At 47.9% G+C, this 23,460-nt stretch carries 20 protein-coding genes, 4 tRNA genes and 1 riboswitch; of the genes, 10 read left to right on the forward strand and 14 right to left on the reverse strand.

Going from position 1 to position 23,460, the window contains the following annotated elements; genetic code table 11:
- Positions 1-6: 6 nt before the first annotated feature.
- Complete coding sequence (locus PHF32_05245; protein ID MDD4560129.1) at positions 7-1,557, reverse strand: acyl-CoA carboxylase subunit beta; 1,551 nt, start codon at positions 1,555-1,557, stop codon at positions 7-9.
- Positions 1,558-2,150: 593 nt separating this feature from the next.
- Here PHF32_05245 and PHF32_05250 point away from each other — a divergent pair.
- Positions 2,151-4,232 carry a M3 family metallopeptidase gene (locus PHF32_05250; GenBank protein MDD4560130.1) on the forward strand — a complete coding sequence of 694 codons (2,082 nt, stop codon included), beginning with the start codon at positions 2,151-2,153 and terminating at the stop codon, positions 4,230-4,232.
- Positions 4,233-4,337: 105 nt separating this feature from the next.
- Here PHF32_05250 and PHF32_05255 read toward each other — a convergent pair whose 3' ends face one another.
- The 4 genes from PHF32_05255 to PHF32_05270 form a co-directional block, all read right to left on the reverse strand.
- A complete protein-coding gene (locus tag PHF32_05255) occupies positions 4,338-4,985 on the reverse strand; it encodes a hypothetical protein (protein ID MDD4560131.1) in 648 nt (215 codons plus the stop codon).
- A gap of 184 nt (positions 4,986-5,169) precedes the next feature.
- On the reverse strand, positions 5,170-6,312 hold the full coding sequence (locus tag PHF32_05260) for an iron-containing alcohol dehydrogenase (protein MDD4560132.1): 1,143 nt from the start codon (positions 6,310-6,312) through the stop codon (positions 5,170-5,172).
- A gap of 17 nt (positions 6,313-6,329) precedes the next feature.
- Positions 6,330-7,073: a hypothetical protein gene (locus PHF32_05265; GenBank protein ID MDD4560133.1), complete on the reverse strand. Its 744-nt coding sequence runs from the start codon at positions 7,071-7,073 to the stop codon at positions 6,330-6,332.
- A 403-nt stretch (positions 7,074-7,476) separates the two neighbouring features.
- Positions 7,477-9,684 (reverse strand): heavy metal translocating P-type ATPase, encoded by a 2,208-nt coding sequence (locus PHF32_05270; protein MDD4560134.1) that lies wholly within the window; start codon positions 9,682-9,684, stop codon positions 7,477-7,479.
- Between the two features lie 313 nt (positions 9,685-9,997).
- Between PHF32_05270 and PHF32_05275 the strand changes: the two genes are divergently transcribed.
- The 7 genes from PHF32_05275 to mce are packed head-to-tail and all read left to right on the forward strand — an operon-like array spanning position 9,998 to position 14,886.
- A complete protein-coding gene (locus PHF32_05275; protein MDD4560135.1) occupies positions 9,998-10,288 on the forward strand; it encodes a hypothetical protein in 291 nt (96 codons plus the stop codon).
- A gap of 18 nt (positions 10,289-10,306) precedes the next feature.
- Positions 10,307-11,524, forward strand: a complete 1,218-nt coding sequence (locus PHF32_05280) for a PLP-dependent aminotransferase family protein (protein ID MDD4560136.1) — start codon at positions 10,307-10,309, stop codon at positions 11,522-11,524.
- A gap of 28 nt (positions 11,525-11,552) precedes the next feature.
- Positions 11,553-11,852: a 4Fe-4S binding protein gene (locus PHF32_05285; protein MDD4560137.1), complete on the forward strand. Its 300-nt coding sequence runs from the start codon at positions 11,553-11,555 to the stop codon at positions 11,850-11,852.
- The gene (locus PHF32_05290; protein ID MDD4560138.1) at positions 11,852-13,087 is read left to right on the forward strand and encodes a 2-oxoacid:acceptor oxidoreductase subunit alpha; all 1,236 of its coding nucleotides are present in this window, start codon (positions 11,852-11,854) and stop codon (positions 13,085-13,087) included. Before PHF32_05285 ends, PHF32_05290 begins: the two co-directional genes overlap by 1 nt.
- A 1-nt stretch (position 13,088) precedes the next feature.
- Entirely contained in the window at positions 13,089-13,931 is an 843-nt protein-coding gene (locus PHF32_05295; protein ID MDD4560139.1) for a 2-oxoacid:ferredoxin oxidoreductase subunit beta, read from the forward strand.
- Complete coding sequence (locus PHF32_05300) at positions 13,928-14,473, forward strand: 2-oxoacid:acceptor oxidoreductase family protein (GenBank protein MDD4560140.1); 546 nt, start codon at positions 13,928-13,930, stop codon at positions 14,471-14,473. The genes PHF32_05295 and PHF32_05300 overlap by 4 nt, the downstream gene beginning before the upstream one ends.
- Positions 14,474-14,484: 11 nt before the next feature.
- Entirely contained in the window at positions 14,485-14,886 is a 402-nt protein-coding gene (gene mce / locus PHF32_05305) for a methylmalonyl-CoA epimerase (protein ID MDD4560141.1), read from the forward strand.
- A 631-nt stretch (positions 14,887-15,517) separates the two neighbouring features.
- Here mce and PHF32_05310 read toward each other — a convergent pair.
- From PHF32_05310 to PHF32_05340, 7 genes are all read right to left on the reverse strand, one after another.
- A tRNA-His gene (locus PHF32_05310) sits at positions 15,518-15,592 on the reverse strand.
- A 30-nt stretch (positions 15,593-15,622) separates the two neighbouring features.
- A tRNA-Arg gene (locus PHF32_05315) sits at positions 15,623-15,699 on the reverse strand.
- Positions 15,700-15,709: 10 nt separating this feature from the next.
- A tRNA-Met gene (locus tag PHF32_05320) sits at positions 15,710-15,786 on the reverse strand.
- A 49-nt stretch (positions 15,787-15,835) separates the two neighbouring features.
- Positions 15,836-15,911: transfer RNA gene (locus PHF32_05325), tRNA-Met, on the reverse strand.
- A 135-nt stretch (positions 15,912-16,046) separates the two neighbouring features.
- Positions 16,047-17,666, reverse strand: coding sequence for an L-glutamate gamma-semialdehyde dehydrogenase (gene pruA / locus PHF32_05330; protein ID MDD4560142.1), 1,620 nt, complete (start codon positions 17,664-17,666; stop codon positions 16,047-16,049).
- Positions 17,667-17,724: 58 nt separating this feature from the next.
- A riboswitch (molybdenum cofactor riboswitch) is annotated at positions 17,725-17,846 on the reverse strand.
- Between the two features lie 284 nt (positions 17,847-18,130).
- Positions 18,131-18,871 (reverse strand): phosphonate ABC transporter ATP-binding protein, encoded by a 741-nt coding sequence (gene phnC, locus PHF32_05335; protein MDD4560143.1) that lies wholly within the window; start codon positions 18,869-18,871, stop codon positions 18,131-18,133.
- A 10-nt stretch (positions 18,872-18,881) separates the two neighbouring features.
- A complete protein-coding gene (locus PHF32_05340; protein MDD4560144.1) occupies positions 18,882-19,805 on the reverse strand; it encodes a phosphate/phosphite/phosphonate ABC transporter substrate-binding protein in 924 nt (307 codons plus the stop codon).
- Positions 19,806-20,331: 526 nt separating this feature from the next.
- Between PHF32_05340 and PHF32_05345 the strand changes: the two genes are divergently transcribed.
- Together PHF32_05345 and PHF32_05350 are read left to right on the forward strand one after the other, a co-directional pair.
- Positions 20,332-21,168: a hypothetical protein gene (locus tag PHF32_05345; GenBank protein MDD4560145.1), complete on the forward strand. Its 837-nt coding sequence runs from the start codon at positions 20,332-20,334 to the stop codon at positions 21,166-21,168.
- Positions 21,152-21,409 (forward strand): hypothetical protein, encoded by a 258-nt coding sequence (locus PHF32_05350; protein ID MDD4560146.1) that lies wholly within the window; start codon positions 21,152-21,154, stop codon positions 21,407-21,409. Before PHF32_05345 ends, PHF32_05350 begins: the two co-directional genes overlap by 17 nt.
- 299 nt (positions 21,410-21,708) lie before the next feature.
- Here PHF32_05350 and PHF32_05355 read toward each other — a convergent pair whose 3' ends face one another.
- A complete protein-coding gene (locus PHF32_05355; GenBank protein MDD4560147.1) occupies positions 21,709-22,437 on the reverse strand; it encodes a C4-type zinc ribbon domain-containing protein in 729 nt (242 codons plus the stop codon).
- Between the two features lie 4 nt (positions 22,438-22,441).
- Positions 22,442-23,263 carry a carboxylating nicotinate-nucleotide diphosphorylase gene (nadC, locus tag PHF32_05360; protein ID MDD4560148.1) on the reverse strand — a complete coding sequence of 274 codons (822 nt, stop codon included), beginning with the start codon at positions 23,261-23,263 and terminating at the stop codon, positions 22,442-22,444.
- Positions 23,264-23,460 lie beyond the last annotated feature (197 nt).

Below are 23,460 nucleotides of genomic sequence, written 5' to 3' on the forward strand. Positions count from 1 at the left end.
CACATCCTACAAAGGGATGTTTCCGTGCTTACGCGGTGGGATGCTATCCTTTTTGTTTGCCAGCATTTCCAGGGCGCGGATCAAGCGGAAACGGGTCTGAGCTGGTTCGATGATATCGTCCACATAGCCTCGTTCGGCGGCACGATATGGGTTCGAGAATGCCTCGCGGTATTCTTCTTCGCGATCTTTGAGCACTTGCTTGGGATTATCACTATCCTTTGCTTCTTTGCGGAAGATTACTTCCACTGCACTCGTGGGACCCATCACGGCAATCTCGGCACTGGGCCAGGCATATACCAGGTCGGCACGCATATGGCGGCTGTTCATCACGCAGTATGCGCCACCGTAAGCTTTGCGTAGGATCACGGTAATCTTGGGTACGGTGGCTTCAGCAAAGGCATAAAGCAGTTTAGCACCATTGCGGATGATGCCATTGTGCTCCTGAGAAGTACCCGGAAGGAAGCCGGGGACATCTTCAAACACCACCAATGGGATGTTGAAGGAATCGCAGAAACGCACAAATCTAGCGGCCTTGATGGAAGCGTCGATATCCAATACTCCAGCCAATACCTTGGGTTGATTTGCCACCACTCCCACGCTGTAACCATTAAGACGGCCAAAACCGACAACTATATTTTGGGCAAAATTACCCATTACCTGCAGAAACTCGCCGTCATCCAAGACGGGGTGAATCACGTCCAATATATCATAAGGCTTATTAGTATTGTCCGGGATTACCTCTTCCAACTCCGGACAGGCTCTGGTAAGGGGATCCGGGCTGGGATAGACCGGTGGGTCTTCCATATTGTTTGCCGGCAGATAGGATAGCAATTTCTTGATCAGCATCAGAGTTTCCTCTTCGCTGTTGGTCATAAAATGCGCTACACCGCTTTTACTGGCATGGATTTTGGCTCCGCCCAGATCTTCAATGCTCACGGTTTCGTTGAGTACGGTTTTTACTACTTTAGGACCGGTAACGAACATATAGCTGTTGTTCTTTTCCATCACCACAAAGTCCGTAATGGCAGGGGAATAAACAGCGCCACCAGCACAGGGACCCAATATGGCGGAAATCTGCGGAATCACGCCGCTTGCCATCACATTACGCCAAAAGATCTCAGCATAACCCGCCAGAGCATCAACTCCTTCCTGGATGCGAGCGCCGCCCGAATCGTTCAATCCGATCAAGGGACAACCGTTTTTGAGCGCCATATCCATGATCTTACAGATCTTTTCAGCATAAGTTTTGGATAGCGAACCGCCAAAGACGGTGAAATCCTGCGCAAAAAGATAGACAACGCGGCCATTGATAGTCGCACTGCCGGTAACCACACCATCGCCGTCATATACTGTGTCTTGCATGCCAAAGTTTGTGCACTGATGTCTCACAAAGAGGTCAAATTCTTCAAAGCTGTCTGGATCTACCAGACTTTCAATGCGTTCGCGGGCAGTAAGTTTGCCTTTCTCGTGCTGCTCGGCAATACGCTTTTCACCGCCGCCGAGCATGGCCTTCTGTTTGCGAACCCTCAACTTGTCCAAGGGTTTAAGTGTCTCCATTTTCTTCTATATCCTTATGTTTTTTTGTTAAGCATTCTCTCATAAGTGACATCATTTTTACCGGGCTGTATAAGTAAAGCTAAATCTTCCGGGTAGGGGATACTGATTCGCTGACACACACACTGAATGTCCATTGGCTTGTTGAGTGTTCTGGCATCTCTACGCAGTTTGCTGATTACTCTGATCGCTGATGCTACTTTCTCATTGTAATTTGAGCTGAAAGAAGGCTCCAGTGCCTCGTCAAGACACGTATGCCGTATGTTACTGGTCTGCCAAACTCTAATTTTGCAGATACTTCTACCGATGATTCAAAACCTTCGTTCCTCCTCTGGTTTATCTATACTTGAACCTGATATTATCGGGTAATCATCGAGTGAGTACAGGATGATAGCGGCTTGATATCAGCTTCATCACTGCATCGAACAAAGGGGAAGAGGAGAAAAACTCAAAAGAGTCCTTCGGTAGCTGTGGCAATTTCCCAGCTTGATCTGACACCAGCAAATCTGACAAGAAACCGGGAAAAAGAGTTGACGTTTAAGTGCCCGCCAATAACTTGTGTTTAATAGATAATATTCTACAAAATTGGAGTGAGAATGCAAGACAATCCCTTACTACGCAAAGAGAACACTCATCGTCTGAAGGCAATCCCTTTTGATGAAATTAAACTTGAACACTTCATGCCTGCCTTTGAAGAAGGACTAAGAACCGCCAAAGCAGAGATTGAAGCCTTGAAGAATAATCCAGAAGCCCCCACTTTTGAAAACACGATCCTGGCTATGGAGAATGGAGCTGTGGAACTGGATTATGCCTCTACGGTCTATTTCAACCTTTTAGGCGCTCATTCGGATGCCGAGTTCAAAGCTCTAGCACAAAAAATCTCTCCCATGCTGGCAGAATTTAGCTCGGCAATCGCTACCGATCCCAAGATCTTCGAGCGTGTGAAAACAGTATATACCGAAGAAGTGGCCGGAAAGCCAAAACCTACTCTGCCAAAGGATCTCAGTGATAAGGAAGCCCTACGTAGAGCAGAACGCTATCGCCTGATCGAGCGCAGCTACAAAAGCTTTATCCGTGGTGGTGCACTGTTGAAAGATGCAGAGAAGAAACGCTTTACCGAGATCGCTATGGAGCTTTCACAGCTCTCACCCAAATTTAGCGACAACGTTTTAAACGCAACCAATGCATTTGAGTTGCACATCACCGATCCCAAAGACCTGGAAGGCATACCTCAAGGAGTATTGGATGCCGCAGAATTTACGGCACGTAAAAAAGGCAAGGAGAGCGGATGGCTCTTCACCCTTCAACCTTCCAGCTTAACACCGCTGCTCACCTATTGTAAAAACCGTGAAATCCGACGCAAAATATCCACTGCCTACAATTCACGCGCTTTCAAAGACCAATATGACAATTCGGATATCATCAAACGCACTCTTGTCCTGCGCAAGGAACGCGCCAAGCTCCTGGGCTACGAAAATCACGCTGAATACGTGCTTGAAGACCGCATGGCAGCCAGTGTGGATACGGCCAGAGAGTTTTTGGACAAAGTGTATGAAGTGGCATATCCAGCCGCTCTGAAGGAACGCGAGGAAGTGGCCAAGCTAGCTAAAGAATTGGATGGTATAGACACTCTGATGGGATGGGATTGGGCATATTACAGCAATAAACTCAAAGAAAAAATGTATGCCTACGATCCCGAGGAATTGCGGCCCTGGTTCAAAGTGGAAAATGTGATCGACGGTCTTTTCACAGTGGTCAATAAGATTTACGGCATCACCATGAAACAAGTCCACGATGTGCCAGTATATCACAAAGACGTAAGTACTTGGGAAGCTTATGATGAAGATGGCAGCTATCTTGGTTTGCTCTACATCGACCTCTTCCCCCGCGATACAAAACAAGGTGGAGCCTGGAAAAGCAGCCTGCAAGGTCAGGGACTGTATCACGACGGAATGCGCCGTCCGCAGGTAATGATAGTGGGCAGCCTCACTCCATCCACGGATAAAAGCCCTTCTCTACTGCGGCTGGACGAAGCTCGCACCATCTTCCACGAATTTGGTCATGCCCTGCATTCCCTTCTGGCAGACGGTTATTACCACGGACTCTCAGGCACTTCCGTACTCTGGGATTTTGTGGAATTGCCCAGCCAGATAATGGAAAACTGGCTTCTGGAAGAAGAGGCCTTGAACCTGTTTGCCCGGCATTATAAGACCGGCGAGCCCCTCCCCAAGGAACTGCTGGATAAAGTGATCGCTGCCAGGAATTTCAATGCCGGAACCGGAAACGTTACTCAATTGCGCTATGCCAATGTCGATTTCGATTGGCACCTGGCAGATCCAGAAAGCATCGATGACGTGGACAAATTCGAAAGAAACGCCACGAAACGCTTTACCCTCCTGCCTCCTGTGGAAGGAACCAACTTTAGTTGCTCCTTTTCCCATATCTTTGCAGGCGGTTACGCTGCTGGATACTACTCCTACAAATGGGCAGAAGCGCTGGAAGCTGATGCCTGGAGTCTGTTCAAGGAAAAAGGTATCTTTGACCATGAGACCGCTATGAACTTCCGCAGATACATCCTGTCCAGAGGAAATTCCTTCCATCCCCAAGAGCTCTTTGAGGCTTTCAGAGGACGACCTCTGGATCCTGAAGCGCTGCTTAAACGCGATGGATTGATATAGAAAACCTCCATTCATTAAGATATATAAGCCCGCTCTCTGCGGGCTTTTTCTTGAAGACAGCAAAGACAGATCCTGCCATCGACCAGAACCGTTCACCAGAGCGGTCTATTCATAGACATCATTATTGATGCGCAGGCGGGTTACATATATGATCTCGCATGCGCCATTACCGGTATCTTCCCGCGTAAGGCTGGAAGTCCAGTTGCCGATCCTATTCTTTCTGTCTGTGCTGATTACATTCACCAGAAAGCCATCAATCAGAACCTGATCTTTCTTCTTTACCCGTCCCATTGCCTTGCGGAGATTGTTATTAGCCGGGATCAGATGATTATTGGCAATATGGCTTTCCAAATAGGAGATATCCACTTTTTCCGGATGTTTGGTGCTAAACAGGCAAAAGCGCACTATCTGATCGAACTTCACGTAGGGCAAATACTGCTGAGTATTACCCCACGACACTGTATAATCCCAGGGAGAAAGATTGTGCATCCAACCTCGGCGGTACCTACGGTAACTTACTACAATTCCCGATAGCTGATAACGTTTCTGAGGGATAATGGTGTAACGCTCTTTTCCCCTATGGATAATCGGGATTATTGTATCTGGAGCTGCACTCTGTACAGGATCCATCAGAACGTCGATCGGCTTGGCTCTGTTTAGAGTAATGTACTCAGGTTCTGTGAGTGTATAAACATAGGAGCCGAACAGAATCAGGCTAACTACTAGTGTGGTAATTGCTATGACATCTTTCACGATCAATTCCTCATTGATAAACTCATAATTCCAGATGTGAAAAGCAGTCAATATCTTTTAGCTAATATTCTTGTCTTTATATCCGATCTTGCTTTCAGACAGTTAAGACTCTACACTATACACGGGTAATAAGTCCTTGATACCTACTACGATTATTAAGGTGGCAGTTCAACCCTAATAGCTTTTAAAAAGCCAGCATCAATAGAGAGCGGATTTCATCTTTCTTTAGCTTAAACACTTCTCCGATGGCAGGCTGCACCATTATCATGTCCAGGAGGGTGCTCAATTCGTTCTGTTTGATGCCCAAATCTCTCAAGGAACCTGCCAAACCCCAATCCTGCAGTTTATCGCGAAATCGGCGCACTGCCAAGGCTACGGTATCTTCGTTCCACACGCATTTTGCCCACCTCAGGAAGCAAGCTGGATTCTTCTCGCTCAAATACTCGATCCAAGCCGGGAAGATTACTCCCAGACCCTCACCATGTGCTATCTCCGGATGCAGCGCACTAAAAGCATGTTCGATACTGTGGCAGCCCCAGTCTCCTTCATGCAAACCCACTCCGCTGATGCCGTTCAGCGCCAGGGTCGCACTCCAGGCCAGGTTTCCCCGTGCCACAATATCTGCAGCATTTTGTTTGAGACGGTCTGTCATATCCACAATGGTGCGCAACAAGGCATCATTGATGGCCAACGTACTGAGAGCTCTATCGTCTGCGAAGTAGAATTCCAGAATATGAGCGATGGCATCCATGGCACCGTTTGCCGTTTGTTTGAAAGGCAAAGTGCTTTGCAGAGAGGGATCTATGATGCTCACCCGGGGATACAGGAAAGGCGAAGACACTCCCCATTTCTGCCGTGTCTGCATGTTTGTAATTACAGCATTACCGTTCATCTCACTACCCGTTGCCGATAGCGTCAGTACCGTGTATATGGGCAAAGCTTGTACGATCTTTTCCTTTTCCGTAAAGGCATTCCATGTTTCTTTGAGATATACTCCCGCTGCTGCAGCTTTGGCAGTGTCGATCACGGAGCCTCCACCGGCTGCGATAATAGCCTCAGAGGCGTTTTGGCGCAGCTGCAGCACGATCTCATTTACTTTATTCAAGGTTGGATTGGCCTGCACTCCCCAAGATTCTGTCATTTCTATACCAGCTGCCTTCATGCTTTCCAGAATGCGCTTGTACGCACCATTCATTTTCAAAGATCCGCCTCCGGCAATCAGATGACACTTGGTGATGCCATCTTTCTTTAGTATCTCGCCCAGTTCTTCTATCGATGACTGCCCAAAAAGAATCTGAGTGGGATTGTGAAAACTGAAAGCCTCCATCTATATCTCCTCCATCTTTATAATCTGACACTGAAGCCTATAGTGCCATAGTGAATTGCGGCAAAGGTATAGACCTCATCGTTGTCACTACCGCCTTCCAAGAGGCGATAACCGGCGCGCATGTTTAGTTTGTGATTGATTCTGAAATCCAAGCCCAAATACACATCTTCCGCTCTGCCGTATGGTGATGCCAAGCCCTCTGCTTCCAATACCAACTCCAATTCCTCCATGATGGGATATCCCAGGTCGAAATTGAGAAGCGGAACAAAGCCGATGTTGGTTTTGGAGGATTTCTTACTGCCATTCTTCAGAAGGATCTCTGCGTCTCGTATCTTGGCTGCCGCTCCCACAGATTTCAACACAAAGAGACGTTTGGGAAAGAAGTATCTGTAGCCCAGACGATAGGAATTGAAACGATATTCCGCATCAATCTCTTCACCGGCATTGAAGGTGACTCCTTCGTAATCAATTGTGTTTTCCAGGCTTCCCTTTGGCTTCAAGGTCAGAGGTGCTGCCATAAGTGTAATCTGATGCCGGGGGTGAGGCATGTAGTGCAAGAGCAATCTGCTGCTAAAGCCAGGATCGGTGCTTAGTTCGTCCGTGAAAGACAGCAAGGGACTATTGTTGTCTTTGTTTGGGCTGCGTACATCATTGTATCCGGAAATTGCCGCACTCAATTCGGTTTCAATACGAAAGCTGCCCTGAGCCCATAACGCAAGGGACAAAAGCATCATGCATAGCAGGATTATATTTCGTTTCATTGTGTTCCTCTGTAGATTCTTCTTAGAATACAAGATAAGCCAAAGCCGGAACAGGGCAATAATCAATCCACGCATATTGGGGCTCTATGTGATGTCTCAAGCCACTATTGCATTGTATTCATTTCTATATGCCGCTTCATCATGAGTAGTCCCAAGCTTATGTGTTGCGAAGGATAAAACAAAGAAGAGAAATGATACTCCTCTTTCCCTTTGTTCTATCCAGTGTTGAAGCTGATATCAAGGTGTTATTATCCTGTACTCACCCGATGATAACCCGATGATATCAGGTTCAAGTATAGATAATCCCAGGAGGAATGAAGCTTCTGAATCATCGGCAGAAGTATCTATCTTTTCGAAGTTCGGCAGTCCAGTAGCAAAACGACATTCGTGCCTTAACGAGTTGTTAGAACTTTCTCCGCAAAAGGTTGGCATTGGATACCACCGTTACCGAGCTGAGCGCCATTGCAATCTCCGCGATTACTGGATGCAATACCCCGAAAGCCGCCAATGGAATGGCTATCAGATTGTAGAAAAACGCCCAAAACAGGTTTTGACGGATCTTGGCAAAGGTCTGCACTGAAAGCTTGTGCGCCAAAGGTATGAGGTTTAGATCTCCTCGTAAGATCGTGATATCCGCCGCTTCGATGGCAATATCGGTACCCATGCCCATGGCGATCCCGATGTCTGCTTGCTTCAGAGCCGGAGCGTCGTTGATACCGTCTCCTACCATTGCCACTACGCTGCCACCGGCCTGCAGTTCTTTCACCTTCCCTGCTTTATCAGCAGGCAAAACATTGGCCAGCACATCTGTAATGCCGCATTTATGCGCTATCGCCCGGGCTGTATCCAGGTTGTCGCCGCTCATCATAATCGGCTTTATCCCTTTCTGCAAAAGGCTTTGTACCACACTGCGTGCTTCCTCCCGAATGGTGTCTGCCACATAAAAGCGAGCCAATAGCTTGGCATCGGTTGCCAGATAGATGTTGCCGGCATAAGCGAGATCAGCATCCGGCTCCGGTTCACTCTCGATACCGATTTCCCGCATCCAATTGAGACTGCCCAGATAGTAATTTATGCCTCCTATATCTGCAGATACTCCACGACCGGGACTGGCGTTAAAATTCTGAATGGGCTTCAGACTCAAGTTTTGTGCTTGTGCTGCATTCTTGATGGCAAGCGCCAGAGGATGTTCGCTGGAGTTTTCCAGAGCATAAGCCAGGCCAAGAACTTGTTCTTCATCACTTTCGAATACGTCTGTTTTGATCAGTTCGGGTTTACCGTGAGTGAGGGTGCCAGTTTTGTCCAGAAGCACCGTATCCACATCCTTCATACGCTGCAAAGCCTCACCGCTGCGAATCAGGATGCCGTTATTTGCCCCAATGCCGGAGCCCACCATCAAGGCGGTAGGCGTGGCCAGACCCAGGGCGCAAGGACAGGCAATCACCAGAGTAGCAATCGTGGCCATCAAAGCTGCCGCAATTCCATCTGCAGGAAGTGAAAGGGGTAATACTGTGTGCAGAATGGCTGCCACACTTCCCATGAAGCCAGGAAAAATGATCCAAGCAACAAAAACAAGCAGTGACAGCGCCAGGATCACAGGCACAAAGATCGCCGTGATGCGGTCTGCCAAAAGCTGGATAGGCACTTTGGAGTGTTGAGCATCGCTCACCATCTTAATCACCTGAGCCAGAAAAGTCTCCTTGCCTACTTTGGTAGCCCTGGCAAGGAAGTATCCATCTAAATTGATCGTAGCACCCAAAACGGCATCGCCTACAGTGCATGTAACCGGCATGGACTCACCGGTGGCAATAGAAATATCCAAAGAACTGGTACCGCTGGTGATAATGCCGTCTGTAGGAACCTTGGCTCCAGGTTTCACCACAAAGATATCTCCGGTTTTGATACGGTGTACGGGAACTTCCTGCTCGCAATCATCAATCATCAGAATGGCCGTCTTGGCACCAAGTGAGATCAGTTTGCGTATGGCTTCGGAGGCTTTACCCCTGGCTCTGCTTTCCAGATATCGTCCCGTGAGGTGGAAGGAGATGATCATGGCGGCAATACCTGCAAAATCGTGTGCAGAGATGTTCGTGATCACCAGTGACAACGGACTTACCATTAGAGATGAGAGAGTACCCAAAGCGATGAGCACGTCCATGTTTGCAGCGCGCCCCTTCAGGGATTTGAACGCAGAGACATACACGTGACGAGCGGGAAAAAGAACTGCCGTGAGGGATAAAGCAAACATAATCCAGGCATCGGCATTGTGCCCAAAGACCTTGCCGCCAAAGAACATATGCGGTATCATCAATACCAACACCAAGGCCGTGAGTATCCAACTGAATATCATCCGCCGTGAAGCCATGTGCATCATCCGGATATGCTCATCCTCGTCCCGATACACACTATCCCGGATGCTGAAACCCAGATCGGTGATACTCTTGAAAATGGCTTCCTGCTTTACCTTGCGCTCGTCATATTCCACCTGAGCTTCTTCCAAAGCGAGGTTCACATGAGCCGAACTTACTCCACCCAGAGCTTTCAAACTCTTCTCCACATTCGCACTGCATGAAGCACAATGCATACCGTCGATGCCGATTTGTAACTGCATATCTATGTCCTTTTTATAATGTCTATGCTTATGATATGATATTGCTAAACATGCCTACCCGCAAGTGAAATCTCGATAATCTGGCATAAAACCTTTGTAAGCCCAGATAATCGGTTCCAAGCGACTGGGAACTCTGATACCGTCCATGTTTGACATATTCCGGTTTTCCTGCGCCTGTCTATGCCGATTGTTGCGGTGCTTCAGTTACGCTTGCCAAGCCAGAAAGCTCAATTGGCAGGAATAGCTTCAGAAAAAACACTTGACCTTTAAAGCGATTGATTTATAGGGGTACTAAGTAATGATTGGAGAATATATGAATATCCACTTTCGTGATGTACAGGCAGGCAGTGTGGAGGCAAGAGCGATCCTGGAGATCGCTGAAGGCGTTTTTTTGAACGAAGTTACCATTCTCAACATAGATGGCGAGATCGTAGTGGAGTTTCCCAAAAAAAGCTTTGTGGGCAAGAATAAACGTACTTTTTACATAGATATTATTACTTTTGAAGACATGGACAAACGCATAGTCTGGGAGCTTGAAATCAAGGACGCTTACCGGGAATGGCGCAAGAGTAATAAGAAAGTTTTGGTTTACGAAGAAAAATAAAATATACGGAGGATCAACATGATCACCAACTTGAACAATGCATTATCCACGAACATCAAAGGGATGAAGCGTTCGGCTATCCGCGAGCTTCTGAAGTATCTCGGCACCCCCGGATTGATCTCTTTCAGCGGTGGCTTTCCCAGCCCGCTCACCTTCCCGGTGGAAGAACTGAAACAGATTATGAATGAAGTAATGGACAAAGAAGCCGCCATGGCCCTGCAATATGGCGCCACCGAAGGCGACATGCTGCTGCGCACTCTTTTGGCAAACCGCTACAAGAGCCAGGGCGTGGATGTAAGTGTGGACAACCTGATTATCACCACGGCTTCCCAGCAAGCTTTGGACCTCATTGCCAAGATGTTTATTGATCGCGGCGACTACGTGATCGTAGGTCTGCCCTCATATCTGGGCGGGCTATCCGCCTTCAATTCCTATGGCGCAAAAATGATCGGCATTCCCATGGATGATGAGGGAGAAGATCCCGCAATACTGGAAGCTGAATTGAAAAAGCTTCAGGCAATGGATAAGAAACCCAAATTTATCTATTTGATCCCGGATTTCCAGAACCCCGCCGGCGTTACCATGACCGAGCGTCGCAGAAAAGAGATCATCGCCCTGGCCCATAAATACGATGTACTTATTCTGGAAGACAGCCCCTACCGTGAGCTGCGTTATGAAGGCGAGACTCAAAAGACCATGTACGAACTGGACGGCACGGGGCATGTAATCATGCTTGGTACCTTCTCCAAGATCTTCTGCCCCGGTTTCCGTATCGGTTGGGTAGTGGGTCATGCAGATGTACTGGATAAAATTGTGGTGGGGAAACAAGCTACCGACCTCTGCACACCGCCCTTCACTCAGAGGATTGCCGCCCGCTACATCGAAAAAGGTCTTTTGGATCCCAAGATCGAAGACATCCGCAAGATGTATTCCGTGAAGCAGAAAGGCTTCCTGGCCGCTCTGAAACAGTACATGCCGGAAGAGATCACCTGGACTAAACCGGAAGGCGGCCTCTTTATGATGGCCTATGCTCCAAAACACCTGGATACAAACGCTCTGTTGCTGGATTGCATCAAGGAAGCGAATGTAGCTTATGTAGCCGGAACCTCTTTCTTCTGCGATGGCGGAGGTAATAACACCATGCGCCTGAATTTCTCTTATGAGACTCTGGAAAAGAACGAAGAAGGCGCAAAGCGTCTTGGTGACTTCTTCAAAAAAGTATTGGCAAAAAAGTAACACACTCATATAATAAACTGGAGGAATAATGTCCAACAAAGTCATTAAAGACCGTATGGGCATGATCATCAAAGAGGAAGACACTCTGGCCAAGATGGAGGTGGAACCCACCGAAGTCAAAGCCCCCGGAGAGAAGGACTCCCCCGTATTGATCTATTACAATTGGTGCAAGAAATGCGGCATTTGCGTCGCATTCTGCCCTACCGGATGCCTGGGATTGAAGAGCGATGGCTCTCCCTATGTGCAAGCTCCGGAAAAATGTATCCATTGCGAAACCTGTGATCGCTTATGTCCTGATTTTGCCATCACCGGAGCGAAGGAGAAGTGATGTTGATGAAAGAAACAAGTAAGGTCGCAAAATCCACGAAGAAAGCCGAAACTGCGGTCAAAGTGGAAAGCAAGATCAACGAACTACAAAACACTCGCGAACGCAAGACCGTAATCATGCAAGGTAACGAAGCCGTAGCCTATGGAGCTTTGGATGCCGGCGTGAATTTCTTTGCCGGATATCCCATTACTCCTTCTACCGAGATTGCCGAGATATTGGCTGCTGAGCTTCCAAAGCGCAATGGCGTGTTTATCCAGATGGAAGATGAAATCGCCTCCATCTGCGCCATCACAGGTGCCTCTCTTGCCGGAGCCAAGTCTCTTACCGCCACCAGCGGCCCGGGCTTCTCCCTCATGCAAGAAGGTATCGGCTTTGCCAAGATCACCGAGACACCTTGTGTGGTAGTGAACGTGCAACGCATGGGCCCCTCCACCGGAATGCCGACCAGCCCCGCTCAGGCCGACATCATGCAAGCCCGCTGGGGTTCTCATGGCGATTCCCCGGCCATCGTGCTGTATCCGGATAGTGTAAAAGAAAGCTATGAACTCACCATCCGTGCCGTAAACCTGGCCGAAAAATACCGCACCTGCGTAATCCTGCTTCTGGATGAAGTCCTGGGACACATGCGTGAGTCCGTACGCCTGCCTGATTTGGCAAATGTGAGAGTAATCAACCGAATCAAACCCACAGTGCCTCCGCACTGGTATAAACACTATGATGAAAACCAAAAATACCTGTCGCCCCTGGCCAGTTATGGCGAAGGCTACAGGTTCCATGTAACCGGGCTCACCCACGATGCCCACGGTTTCCCCACAAACAAGAGCAGCGAAGCCGCCGAGATGATGGAGCGTCTGCGCAAAAAGATCTCTTACAATATCCGGGACCTCGTGCAGATCGAAAGCCACGAAATGGACGATGCCAAGATCGCCATCTTCGCGGCAGGTATTACTGCCCGTGCCGCCAAGGGAGCTATTGCCATAGCTCGTTATGAAGGCATCAAAGTAGGACTTCTGCGCCCGCTTACCATTTGGCCATTCCCGGATGACGCCGTGCGCAAAATGCTGCGCAATGTTGAGACCGTGATTGTCCCCGAACTCAATCAAGGCCAGCTGATTAACGAGATACGCCGCCTTACAAAAGACAAGAGCGACAGCAATGTGCTTAGCATTCAGAGGGTAAACGGTCAGTTGATCACACCCAACGACATTCTGCGCAAGATCAAGGAGGTAAGTTGAGATGGCTAATATCCCGCAAAAAATAGTACATCAATACCTGCGCCACGACAAGAAGTTCCCTCACGTGTGGTGCGCCGGATGCAGCAATGGCATAGTACTGGGCGCCATTATCCGCGCCATTGCCTCCCTGAATCTGAACCGCGACGACATCGTGATGGTTTCCGGAATCGGCTGCTCCTCCCGTATGCCGGTCTATATAGACCTCAACACTCTGCATACCCTGCATGGACGTTCCATCGCCTTTGCAACAGGGATCAAGATGCATAAACCTTACATGAAGGTGATTGTGATCACCGGAGACGGAGACTGCACCGCGATCGGCGGAAACCACCTGATTCACGCTGCCCGCAGAAACCTCGACCTCAGCGTGATCTTGATCAACAACAACATCTATGGCATGACCGGCGGTCAATGTTCACCTACCACGCCGCATGATGCCATCGCCACCACCGCTCCTTATGGCAATATCGAGCCTGATTTCAACATCTGTGAGCTGGCAATGGGCGCCGGCGCCTCTTTCGTTGCCCGCACCACAGCCTTCCACGTACAGGAAATGCAGAATTACATTCAAGCTTCTCTGGAACATCCCGGATTCTCTTTGCTGGAAATAATCTCCGCTTGCCCCGTTATCTTCGGACGCCTCAATAAAAAGGGCGGAGCTCCGCAGATGATGAAGGAATTCAGGGACAACTCCATTCCTTTGGCAGCTGTGGACAAGCTTCCTCCGGAACAGGTGCAAGGCAAGATCATCCGCGGTATTCTGCGCAAGGACATCAAACCCGAATTCTGCGCCGCTTATGCCGATCTGGTGGCCAGAGTGGCTCCGAAAGGGGAGGATAAATGAACAAGAGTTACGAAATCCGTCTCTCCGGCAGTGGAGGTCAGGGACTGATCCTGGCCGGCATCATCCTCGCCCGCGCCGCAGTAATTGATAAGCACAAAGTTACTCAAACCCAGAGTTACGGTCCGGAATCCCGCGGCGGATACTCCCGCGCAGACGTGATAATCAGTGACAAAGAGATCTATTTCCCCGAAGCCACAAACTTCAATTGCCTGCTCGCCCTTACACAGGAAGCTTGCGACAAGTATCTCTTTGACTTGCGCGACACCGGTACCCTGATAATCGACACCACCTTCGTGAAAAACCTGGCTCTGGCTGCCGACAATACGTATGAGCTGCCCTTTACTGAGATTGCTCAAGAGCAGTTGGGCAGTACGATGTCCACGAACGTGCTATCTCTGGCTTTTCTGGTGAAAGTAACCCAGATTGTTAGCGAAACTGCTCTGGAAACATCGCTGCGTGAAACCGTGAAGCCTGCCTTTGTAGATATGAACATCAAGGCCATGAAGCTTGGCTTCAAGCTGGCCGATGAATACAAGAAATAAAGGACTACAGCATGGTTAAGCACATCAGCCACATCGGAATAGCAGTGAAAGACCTGGAAGCCGGAATCGCCTTTTACCAAAAGCTGGGCCTCACCCTGGAAGGAACTGAGGAAGTGCCCTCACAGATGGTAAAAGTTGCCTTTTTCCCTGTTGGCAATACCAGAATTGAACTACTGGCACCTACTTCCGAAGAAAGCCCTATCGCCAAATTCATCGAGAAAAAAGGTGAAGGAATCCAACATATCGCCTTCGCAGTGGAAGATCTGCCCGATGCTCTCAAAAAATCTGAGGAAGAAGGCATCCGCCTCATCGATAAAGAACCCCGCCCCGGAGCGCATGGAGCCGATATCGCCTTCCTGCATCCAAAATCCACTGGTGGTGTCCTGATCGAACTCTGTAAAGAAAAACACTGATAAACACCTAATAAGAAAGAGACGGAGCCCTTCATAGCGGTTCCGTCTTTTTTTGCGCCTGCGTAGGAACCACACCATCTATTACGCAGATACAAGTGGGACTAATCTTGGATAATGCAAAGTTTATTTGACCTTATGTATCTTATTGTATACCTATATGTTATATGGTCATATGGACTTCAATAGCAGGAGTGGATTTTATACATTGCCCGAAGTCCACGCCGCCCCTTAACTTATTTTGCCATAAGATAGACAGCATAGGTGTTTTGAGCTGTGTGCCTTATTAGAGATAAAGTCCATTTGAGATTGCAACTCTATGTTTAGCAATTCATTTCGCGGTCAAATGGAATCATGGACGACGTAAACGCAGCTCCTCATTCAGCTTTACCCCTTTACTTTCAGGAGTGGTGAAGCAGATATCATCGAGTGATCATCGAGTGGTCACTGCTTTATAACAGCTTTATATCAGCTTCAGTACAGCTTGAACATCAGGGGAGAACCTCGCTGCAATGCATTTTATAGCCTATGAATCTGGCACTTCTGTACGTCAGATAACTCTCTCTCATAAAGCGTTATGCGTGTATATAAAAAAAGGTCTGGGATTTGTAAACCCGAGACCTTGAAATCAAAATGGGGTGGGTGATGGGATTTGAACCCACAACGCCCGGAACCACAATCCGGTGCTCTGCCGTTGAACTACACCCACCACAATGTTTGTGGATAAAGAAAGGTAATCTGGCACGCCAGAAGGGATTCGAACCCCTGACCCGCAGCTTAGAAGGCTGCTGCTCTATCCTACTGAGCTACTGGCGCAAGAAAAATATGGTAGCGGCGCAGGGATTTGAACCCCGGACCTGCGGATTATGATTCCGACGCTCTAACCAGCTGAGCTACACCGCCACACTCTATAAAAAAGAACGAGTTATCTCTCGCTCTTATTACTGAAATATGGTAGCGAGGGAAGGATTCGAACCTTCGACCTTCGGGTTATGAGCCCGACGAGCTACCAGCTGCTCCACCTCGCGTCACATGTTCTACCACTTTTTTGGGAGGAGCCCATCTGTCAAGATAAATCTTGAGACGCTTTTCATTGAGGCTTTTAATACACTCCAATTCACAAAGAGGGAAGACGACCAAGCCATCTTCCCCTGTGGTACTTATTACTTCATGAATGGATAATCGAAATTAAGTGCTGGAACGAAGTTTTCCTTGATGGATCGAGCGGAAATCCAGCGTTGCAGGTTCAAGGCAGAACCCGCTTTATCGTTAGTTCCGGATGATCTTCCGCCGCCAAAAGGCTGTTGACCTACAACAGCACCGGTTGGCTTGTCGTTGATGTAGAAATTACCTGCACTATGTCGCAGGGCATTATAAGCAGTACAGATTGCGGTGCGATCCTGAGAGAAGATCGAACCTGTAAGTCCATAAACAGAGGTTTTATCACACAGTTCCAATGTCTTCTCAAAATCCTCATCCTGATATACATACACGGTCAACACCGGGCCGAATATTTCTTCCTGCATGGTTTTGAACAGTGGATTTTCGGCTTTGATGATGGTAGGCTCTACAAAGTAGCCCACACTATCGTCGCAGTTACCACCGCGGATCACGCTTGCATCATTGGCATTTTTTGAGTAGTCGATGTAACTTTTTATGTTATCGAAGCTTGCTTTATCGATCACAGCATTAATCAAATTGCCAAACTCGCGCACATCACCCATTTTTACCTGATCCAGCATTTCATTCATGGAGCTCAGCCATTCATCATAGATGGATTGTGGAATGTAGAGCCGGGAAGCGGCACTGCACTTCTGCCCTTGATACTCAAAGGCTCCTCGCAGTGAGGCCACGGCAAGGGCTTGAACATCGGCAGAAGGATGCGCAAAGATGAAATCCTTTCCTCCCGTTTCGCCCACTATTCTGGGATATGACTTGTACAGGTGAATATTGTTTGCTGTTGTTTTCCATAGATGGTTAAACACCTTTGTACTGCCTGTGAAATGAATCCCAGCAAGATGCGGAGAGTGCATCACGTGCTGTCCGATGGTTTCACCTGAGCCGGGGATGAAGTTTATCACACCATCCGGCAATCCTGCTTCTTTGAGAATCTTCATTATATAGTATCCACTGTAAACCGCTGCGCCGGAGGGTTTCCACACTACTGTGTTACCCATCAAAGCAGGGGCAGTGGGCAGATTTCCAGCAATAGCCGTGAAATTGAACGGAGTAAGGGCAAAGATGAAGCCTTCCAGGGCTCTGTATGAAGAAAAGTTCCATTCCCCTTTGGGCGAGATTAAGGGCTGCTGTTCATATATCTTCTGTGCAAAATAGGCATTGAAACGCCAGAAATCTATCAGTTCACAAGACGAATCGATTTCCGCTTGGTGCGCATTCTTGCTTTGCCCCAGCATGGTTGCTGCATTCAGGAGAAAGCGGTATTTTGTTGAGAGTAATTCTGCTGCTTTCAAGAAGATCGCAGAACGGTGATAAAAGGGCATATCTTCCCAGTCTTTGTGGGCTTTCACTGCCGCATCGATGGCGCACAAGATTTCTTTTTCATCGGCCTTGTGATAGGTGGCTAGTTTGTGCTGATGGTCATGAGGGCAGATGCAACTCCCTGTGGCTCCACCATATACCTCTTTTCCCCCGATGATTGCGGGGATTTCGATATGCTTGTTATACAAGTCTTGCAGAGTGTTCTGAAGCTGCTGACGTTGAGGAGAACCAGGCTGATAGGTCAACACTGGTTCATTTTTGGGTACGGGTACGCTAAAAAACATGTTATCTCCTTTTCATGTTGTTTTGTGAAAAGGAAGACACACTTTATCAGGGCATACAATTCCTATGTCCGTATCTCCTTTTCACACTGGAAGGCATATCTGTTTCCGGATACACCCTATCGGCGTACAGCCTTGCCCTAAACGGGGGTTAGGTGTGCACGCTCGGGGACGCTGCCAACTTCTTATTCTAAGTGTTTTTCGTCAAGGAGATAAACTAAATAATTTTTAACATGGTTGCACTTGTATGTGTATTTCCCATCCCGGTAAGTAATTATAGGTGCCAATATAGTGGAAGGACATTGGTAAGAGTGAACGTTACGCTTCGCTTCACTGTTGGAACAGCCTTCGGCCTGTTTAACCACCCCACAAAAACGCTTCGCATTTCCTGGTGACCCGGCAATCCTCAATACTTGATAATCTGTGTGCTATTTACCGGTATGGCTCAAGCATTGCAATTGTCAGGTTTAAATCTCTTCTGCTTCTTCTCCGTAGATTTCTTTGAAGCGCGCTTTGTCGATCTGCGTAGGTAGACCCTCAAAGGCTTTGATTCCGTCCTTCAGCGCCAACACTCTGGTACCATAACGCCGCACCAGTGAAAGGAAGTGTAAAGAGCAGATTACGGCGATGCCGTCTTTATTTATCTCTGCCAGGTATTGCATAATGGAATCTGCCGTGGCGGGATCCAGGCTGGCAACCGGTTCATCTGCCAGGATGATGCGTGGTTCCTGCATCAAGGCACGGGCTATTGCCACCCGTTGCTGCTGTCCTCCAGAAAGCTGTTTTACCTGTTTCCTGGCAAAATCCTGCAAACCCACCCGCGCCAGATTCTGCATGGCGGCGGCGATTTCAGCTTTGCTATAAGCAGAACCAATATTGTGGTAGCCCAAGCGACCGGTAAGCACATTGGTGAGCACTGAAAGATTCTTGATCAGGTTGAATTGCTGAAAGACCATGGCAATATTGCGGCGATAGCGTCGTAAGTCCTTTCCTTTCAGGTTTATGATGGACTCACCACCATAGCGTACATCGCCCTTTGTGGGCTCGATCAAGCGGTTTATGCAGCGCAAAAGAGTGGATTTCCCGCTGCCAGAAAGCCCCAAAAGTACGATGAAATCTGTGGCATCCACCTCAAAGGATAGGTCGTTGATGGCGTAAGAAACACCATCATAGCTTTTATACAAGTTCTGAATTTCAAGGAGTTTCAAACAGTATCACCTATTTCAGCATAGTTTCCGGATCCATATTCATAGCTTTCAGGGAGTTGCGAACCACGTCATAATCCGCATCCGAGGCATGTTCCAGCCCATCAACGTCGTAGAGGCTTTTCAAAGTGCTCCTGCCTTCGGGGGTCTGGGCAAAATCGTAGAGTGCTTTCACCACTTCTTTTTCCAGCTCTTCCGGTAGATTTCTGCGGAAAGTGACAGTATCGTTGGGAATCCAATCCGTGAAGCCTATGATGCGTACTTTTTCAAAGATATCTTTATGAGTCTCGTAGAGCTTTTCGCGTGCATCCATGGGCATTCCGGTGGAATCCGCCGGACTCCAGTAGCTGCATGCCACGTCCGCCCTACCGCTGTAAACCGCCAGGATGGCTTGGGGATGACCACCGGCAAAGATGTGTTCTTTGGGCTCTATACCTTTTTCCTTCAGAATTGCGGAGGGATATATATAACCTGAGGTGGAAGCGGCATCTGTGTAGGCAATTATCTTGCCTTCAATATCTTCCAAACTCTTGATATCTTCCCGCATGGCCACAAATTGACCCCGGTATTTGTTGAGACCGTTACGCACTGTCATCAGCCTCACATTTGCGTCATACTTCTGTTTGGCAAGCACATAAGCATAAGTTGGCAACCAGGCGATATCTGCCTGATAGGTGCCCAGCGCTTCGATCACCGCAGCATACGATGTGGGTACTGCCACTTTGAAATGATAACCTATCGCTTTGTGCAGAGCCTCGGCAATTGCTTCACCGCTGGCTACCACTTTTCCGGCTTCCAAAGAAGGCACAAAATACATCTTGATCGGATTTTGGCGGGTTCCCAATTTCTTGTTTGCGTTGGAAATTCGGGCACTTTCACTCTGACAGGCAGTCAGAAGCAGCAGAGCAACGGCTAGAATAAGTAGAATTCTTTTCATAAATGGTCTTGTACTCCATGTTTAAGTATACTATGCATGAAATAGCAAAAACACATAATGGTCAAGGAAAAAATCTCAACCTGCGCCAAGAGGGATAAATATCCCGTGACAGGGTGTTTGGCTAAATTCGACAACCCATTTGAAAATCACGGCATTTGTCAAGAGGTTTGACAAACAAATCGCTAATTATCTGGGATCATGATGCCCTGTTCGACAAGCGGTTTGACAATCATATCATGTAGAGATGATCTTTTTATTCCCTTTATTGACGGCTCTTGCTAATGCTTTTCCCTCGCAGTTAAGTACAACGTTCATCGCTATGTCTTGCTGGACAGGCATTCCTGGACGCACCACGCCGCCGGTAGTATAGCCAGGCATCGAATTTAAGTTCCTTCTTGGCTCTTGTTTCCATATCTTTTAGAGCTTGATCTCTATTTGATGCCAGATTGCTATACAACTGGCTCCAGAGGGAGGATATCTGAGTGGCAACAGATTGGGGTGTTCTTGATCTTCGCTTGGTGTTCAGATGGAACCAACATCATCGCTACCGCCTTACCATTATAATTGCCGTACCAGGATAATACCTTACATTGAGCCTACCGATCCCTATGATGCCGCCCTGGATCGCTATAACAACCTGATTAAACCCCAGGAAAAGCATATCGAGGCTATCGTCTCCAGGGTAATGAACTACGACTTCGCCTCCCGCGATAAACTCTTTGATCACTTGGCAAAGCATAAAAGCGATCTCGGCGTCTCCACCCATGCCGAATACATGGCTAATGTCTCTGATCTACTAAGGAATCCGCTCAAACAGATGGGACTCGCCATCTCTGCCCGTGATCACACGCTCAATCTCTACGTATGGGATCCCAGGGTGCGAGTGATCAATGATAAGCCCATGCATGATTTTGCAGTTTTTAGCCTTGACAAGAAACGCCTTAAAACATTCCATCCCAAAATCATGGACAAGATAATGCAGAACCTGGATCCCAATGTACATGGCAAGGTTATGATGCTCACCGATCAATATACGTCAAAAGGAGTTTCTAAAATGGTTGCTGAAATAGAAGTTAGGCAATATGAATACATCATCGACTACTTCGAGGGTGATGATGCTACAGACGAGCTGGAAATGTTCAACCGTCTGGGTATGGAAGAAGAATGGGACACCATCCCCGAAGACTTCAAACAGCGTATCCTCGCCGTCGATAAGATCGTCCTGGAGCGTTATGCCGATTGGTTCAACTACAATGTCTTCAACAAATACATCGAGTGCATCCGGCACCGCCAGGAACTCGAAGCCGCCAAGACCCCAACTCTCAACTCTCAACTCTCAACTCATTATGAAACTCATAATTAAACGCATCACCACCACCCTCTACCAGACAGATTCCCTGCTGGAACTCGAGCTCGATCCGCTCAGCCTCTCCGGAGTCGATTACTGGAACCAGGAAGCACGATCCGCCAAGATCAAGCTCCTCATGGATGACACCCTGCAGTCCATCCTGGTGGGCTCCCTGCGCGAGATAAAAGCCGGATTTCACACCTTCGCTGCCTTTTTCTACAACGAAAGCTCAGAAGAGCCATCATCAAATCACTGAAAAAAACCTCAAACTAAGCTATCGGGAATCATCATCTAATCCATACAGGTAAACTCAAACTATTTTCCAAACCCCTTGTCGAACATACCCCCAAAAATCACCAAATATTTCCAAACACCCTGTTCCTTAGTAGCATGTGAGGATAAATAGCACGCAGATCACGCAGATCAAACGGATTTACACAGATAATTCTGTTCATTGAATGTGATGCATTCGGTGCGTAGCATCGGAATGCTACGATACGATATGTCTTTCCCTTAGGCAAGCTAATCCAGAAATCTCAGGTATGGGCGCCGCTTTTAGTCGTCCTCGGTTACAGCATCGTTGAAATGATCAATGATGATGCGCCCGCAGTTTTCGCAATAGACTATCTTTTTACGCAGTTGCAGTTCTATGCGCATTTGCTGCCGAAGCACGAAGCCGCATCCTCCGCAGGAGCCATCACGATTGTAAACTACGGCAAGGTTATCCTTGTGTTTGATGAGGTTGCCATAGCGTTTGATGAGTGGAGTGGGGAGGGTAACGGCCAGTTTATTGCGATTGGCGCGGGTATCTTCGATTTCCTGTTCCAGGGAATCGATCTGGGCTTTGAGGTCGCCTTCTTTGGCACGTTTGTTGGCCTCAGCTTCCTGTAAGGCTTTTTTGTTTACCTCGATCTTATCTTTGATCTCGCTTTCCTCGTCCATCAGGGCCAGGGCTTGCGATTCGATCTCAGAAATTTTGTCTTTCAGATAGGCTATTTCGCTGTTCAGTGCCTTATATTCTTTGTTGGTTTTGATCTCGGAAAGCTGACCGGAGTACTTTTTGATCTGATTTTTGTGGGCATCTACTTCAGCATCGAGGGCACGTTGTTTCTTGTTGATTTCGGCTTTTTCACTTTCAGAAGCCAAGAGGTCCGCAGTTGCTTGTACCACACGCTCGTTGATCTCGGAAAGCTGTTTGGGCAATTCCTGTTGCAAAACGCGATATCTGCCGATCTTATTGTCCAAAAGCTGCATTTGCTCCAGGGTCCGCAATTGTGATTCCATGTATTTACTCCTTAAATAACAAGCTGATATCCAGCGACTTGTATGAATGAGTGAGGGCTCCGCTGGAAATATAATGCACGCCCGTCCTGGCATATTGCAATATGTTGTCTTCGTTTACTCCGCCGGAAATCTCCAGTTCCACTTTTTCCCCAAAGCGTTTTACTGCGGCTTTGATTTCCTTGATGCCCATGTTGTCCAGCATCACTCTGTCCGCCTTAGCCGCCACCGCTTCTTCCAATTCTTGCAAATTTGTAACTTCCACCTCAAGCTTGTAGCTGGCGTTTTGAGTTTGAATCTTTTGGATTGCTTTGCTGATACCGCCTGCCGCGCGGATGTGGTTCTCTTTCAGCATAATCATGTCATAAAGGCCGTGTCTGTGGTTCAAACCGCCCCCCACCCGTACCGCATATTTTTCCAAGCTGCGCAAGAGCGGAGTGGTTTTGCGGGTATCCAGGAGTTTGGTGTTTGTGCCGGCGATTGCGTCCACCATACGGCGGGTTTGAGAGGCTATTCCGGAAAGGCGCTGAAGAAAGTTCAAAGCTGTGCGCTCTGCCTGAAGAATGCTGGAAGGCTTGCCCTCCACACGCATGATCTCATCTTTGGGATGCACCATGTCTCCATCTTTGCGGTACAGGGTAATCTTCAACTCCGGATCCACGGCTTTGAACACCTCTTTGGCGATGTCCGTGCCAGCAAGAATTCCATCGGCTTTAGCTATCATGTATGCGCTGCAAATGGCCGGATCGAGATCCAGGTATCTGGTAGTGATGTCACCTGATCCGAGGTCTTCCTCTAAACTTTTGCGAATAATCTCATCGATAAGCATCTATCCTCCAAGGCAAAAAAAAAGCACTTGCGTATGCAAATGCTCAAACTCTATCTTCAAGTTTTGTAGTGCTATAGTTATCTTGGTTCTCAAACACATATATTCTCTAAAACCTCTCTAAGATGCCATTTTTTTGGGTTCCAGCTATATGTCAAGAAAAACAATGGTTAGCTGGTGGAGATACGTTTATAGCGAAG

This window comes from Candidatus Cloacimonadota bacterium (assembly GCA_028706475.1).
In the GTDB taxonomy this organism is placed as follows: Bacteria; Cloacimonadota; Cloacimonadia; order Cloacimonadales; family Cloacimonadaceae; genus UBA5456.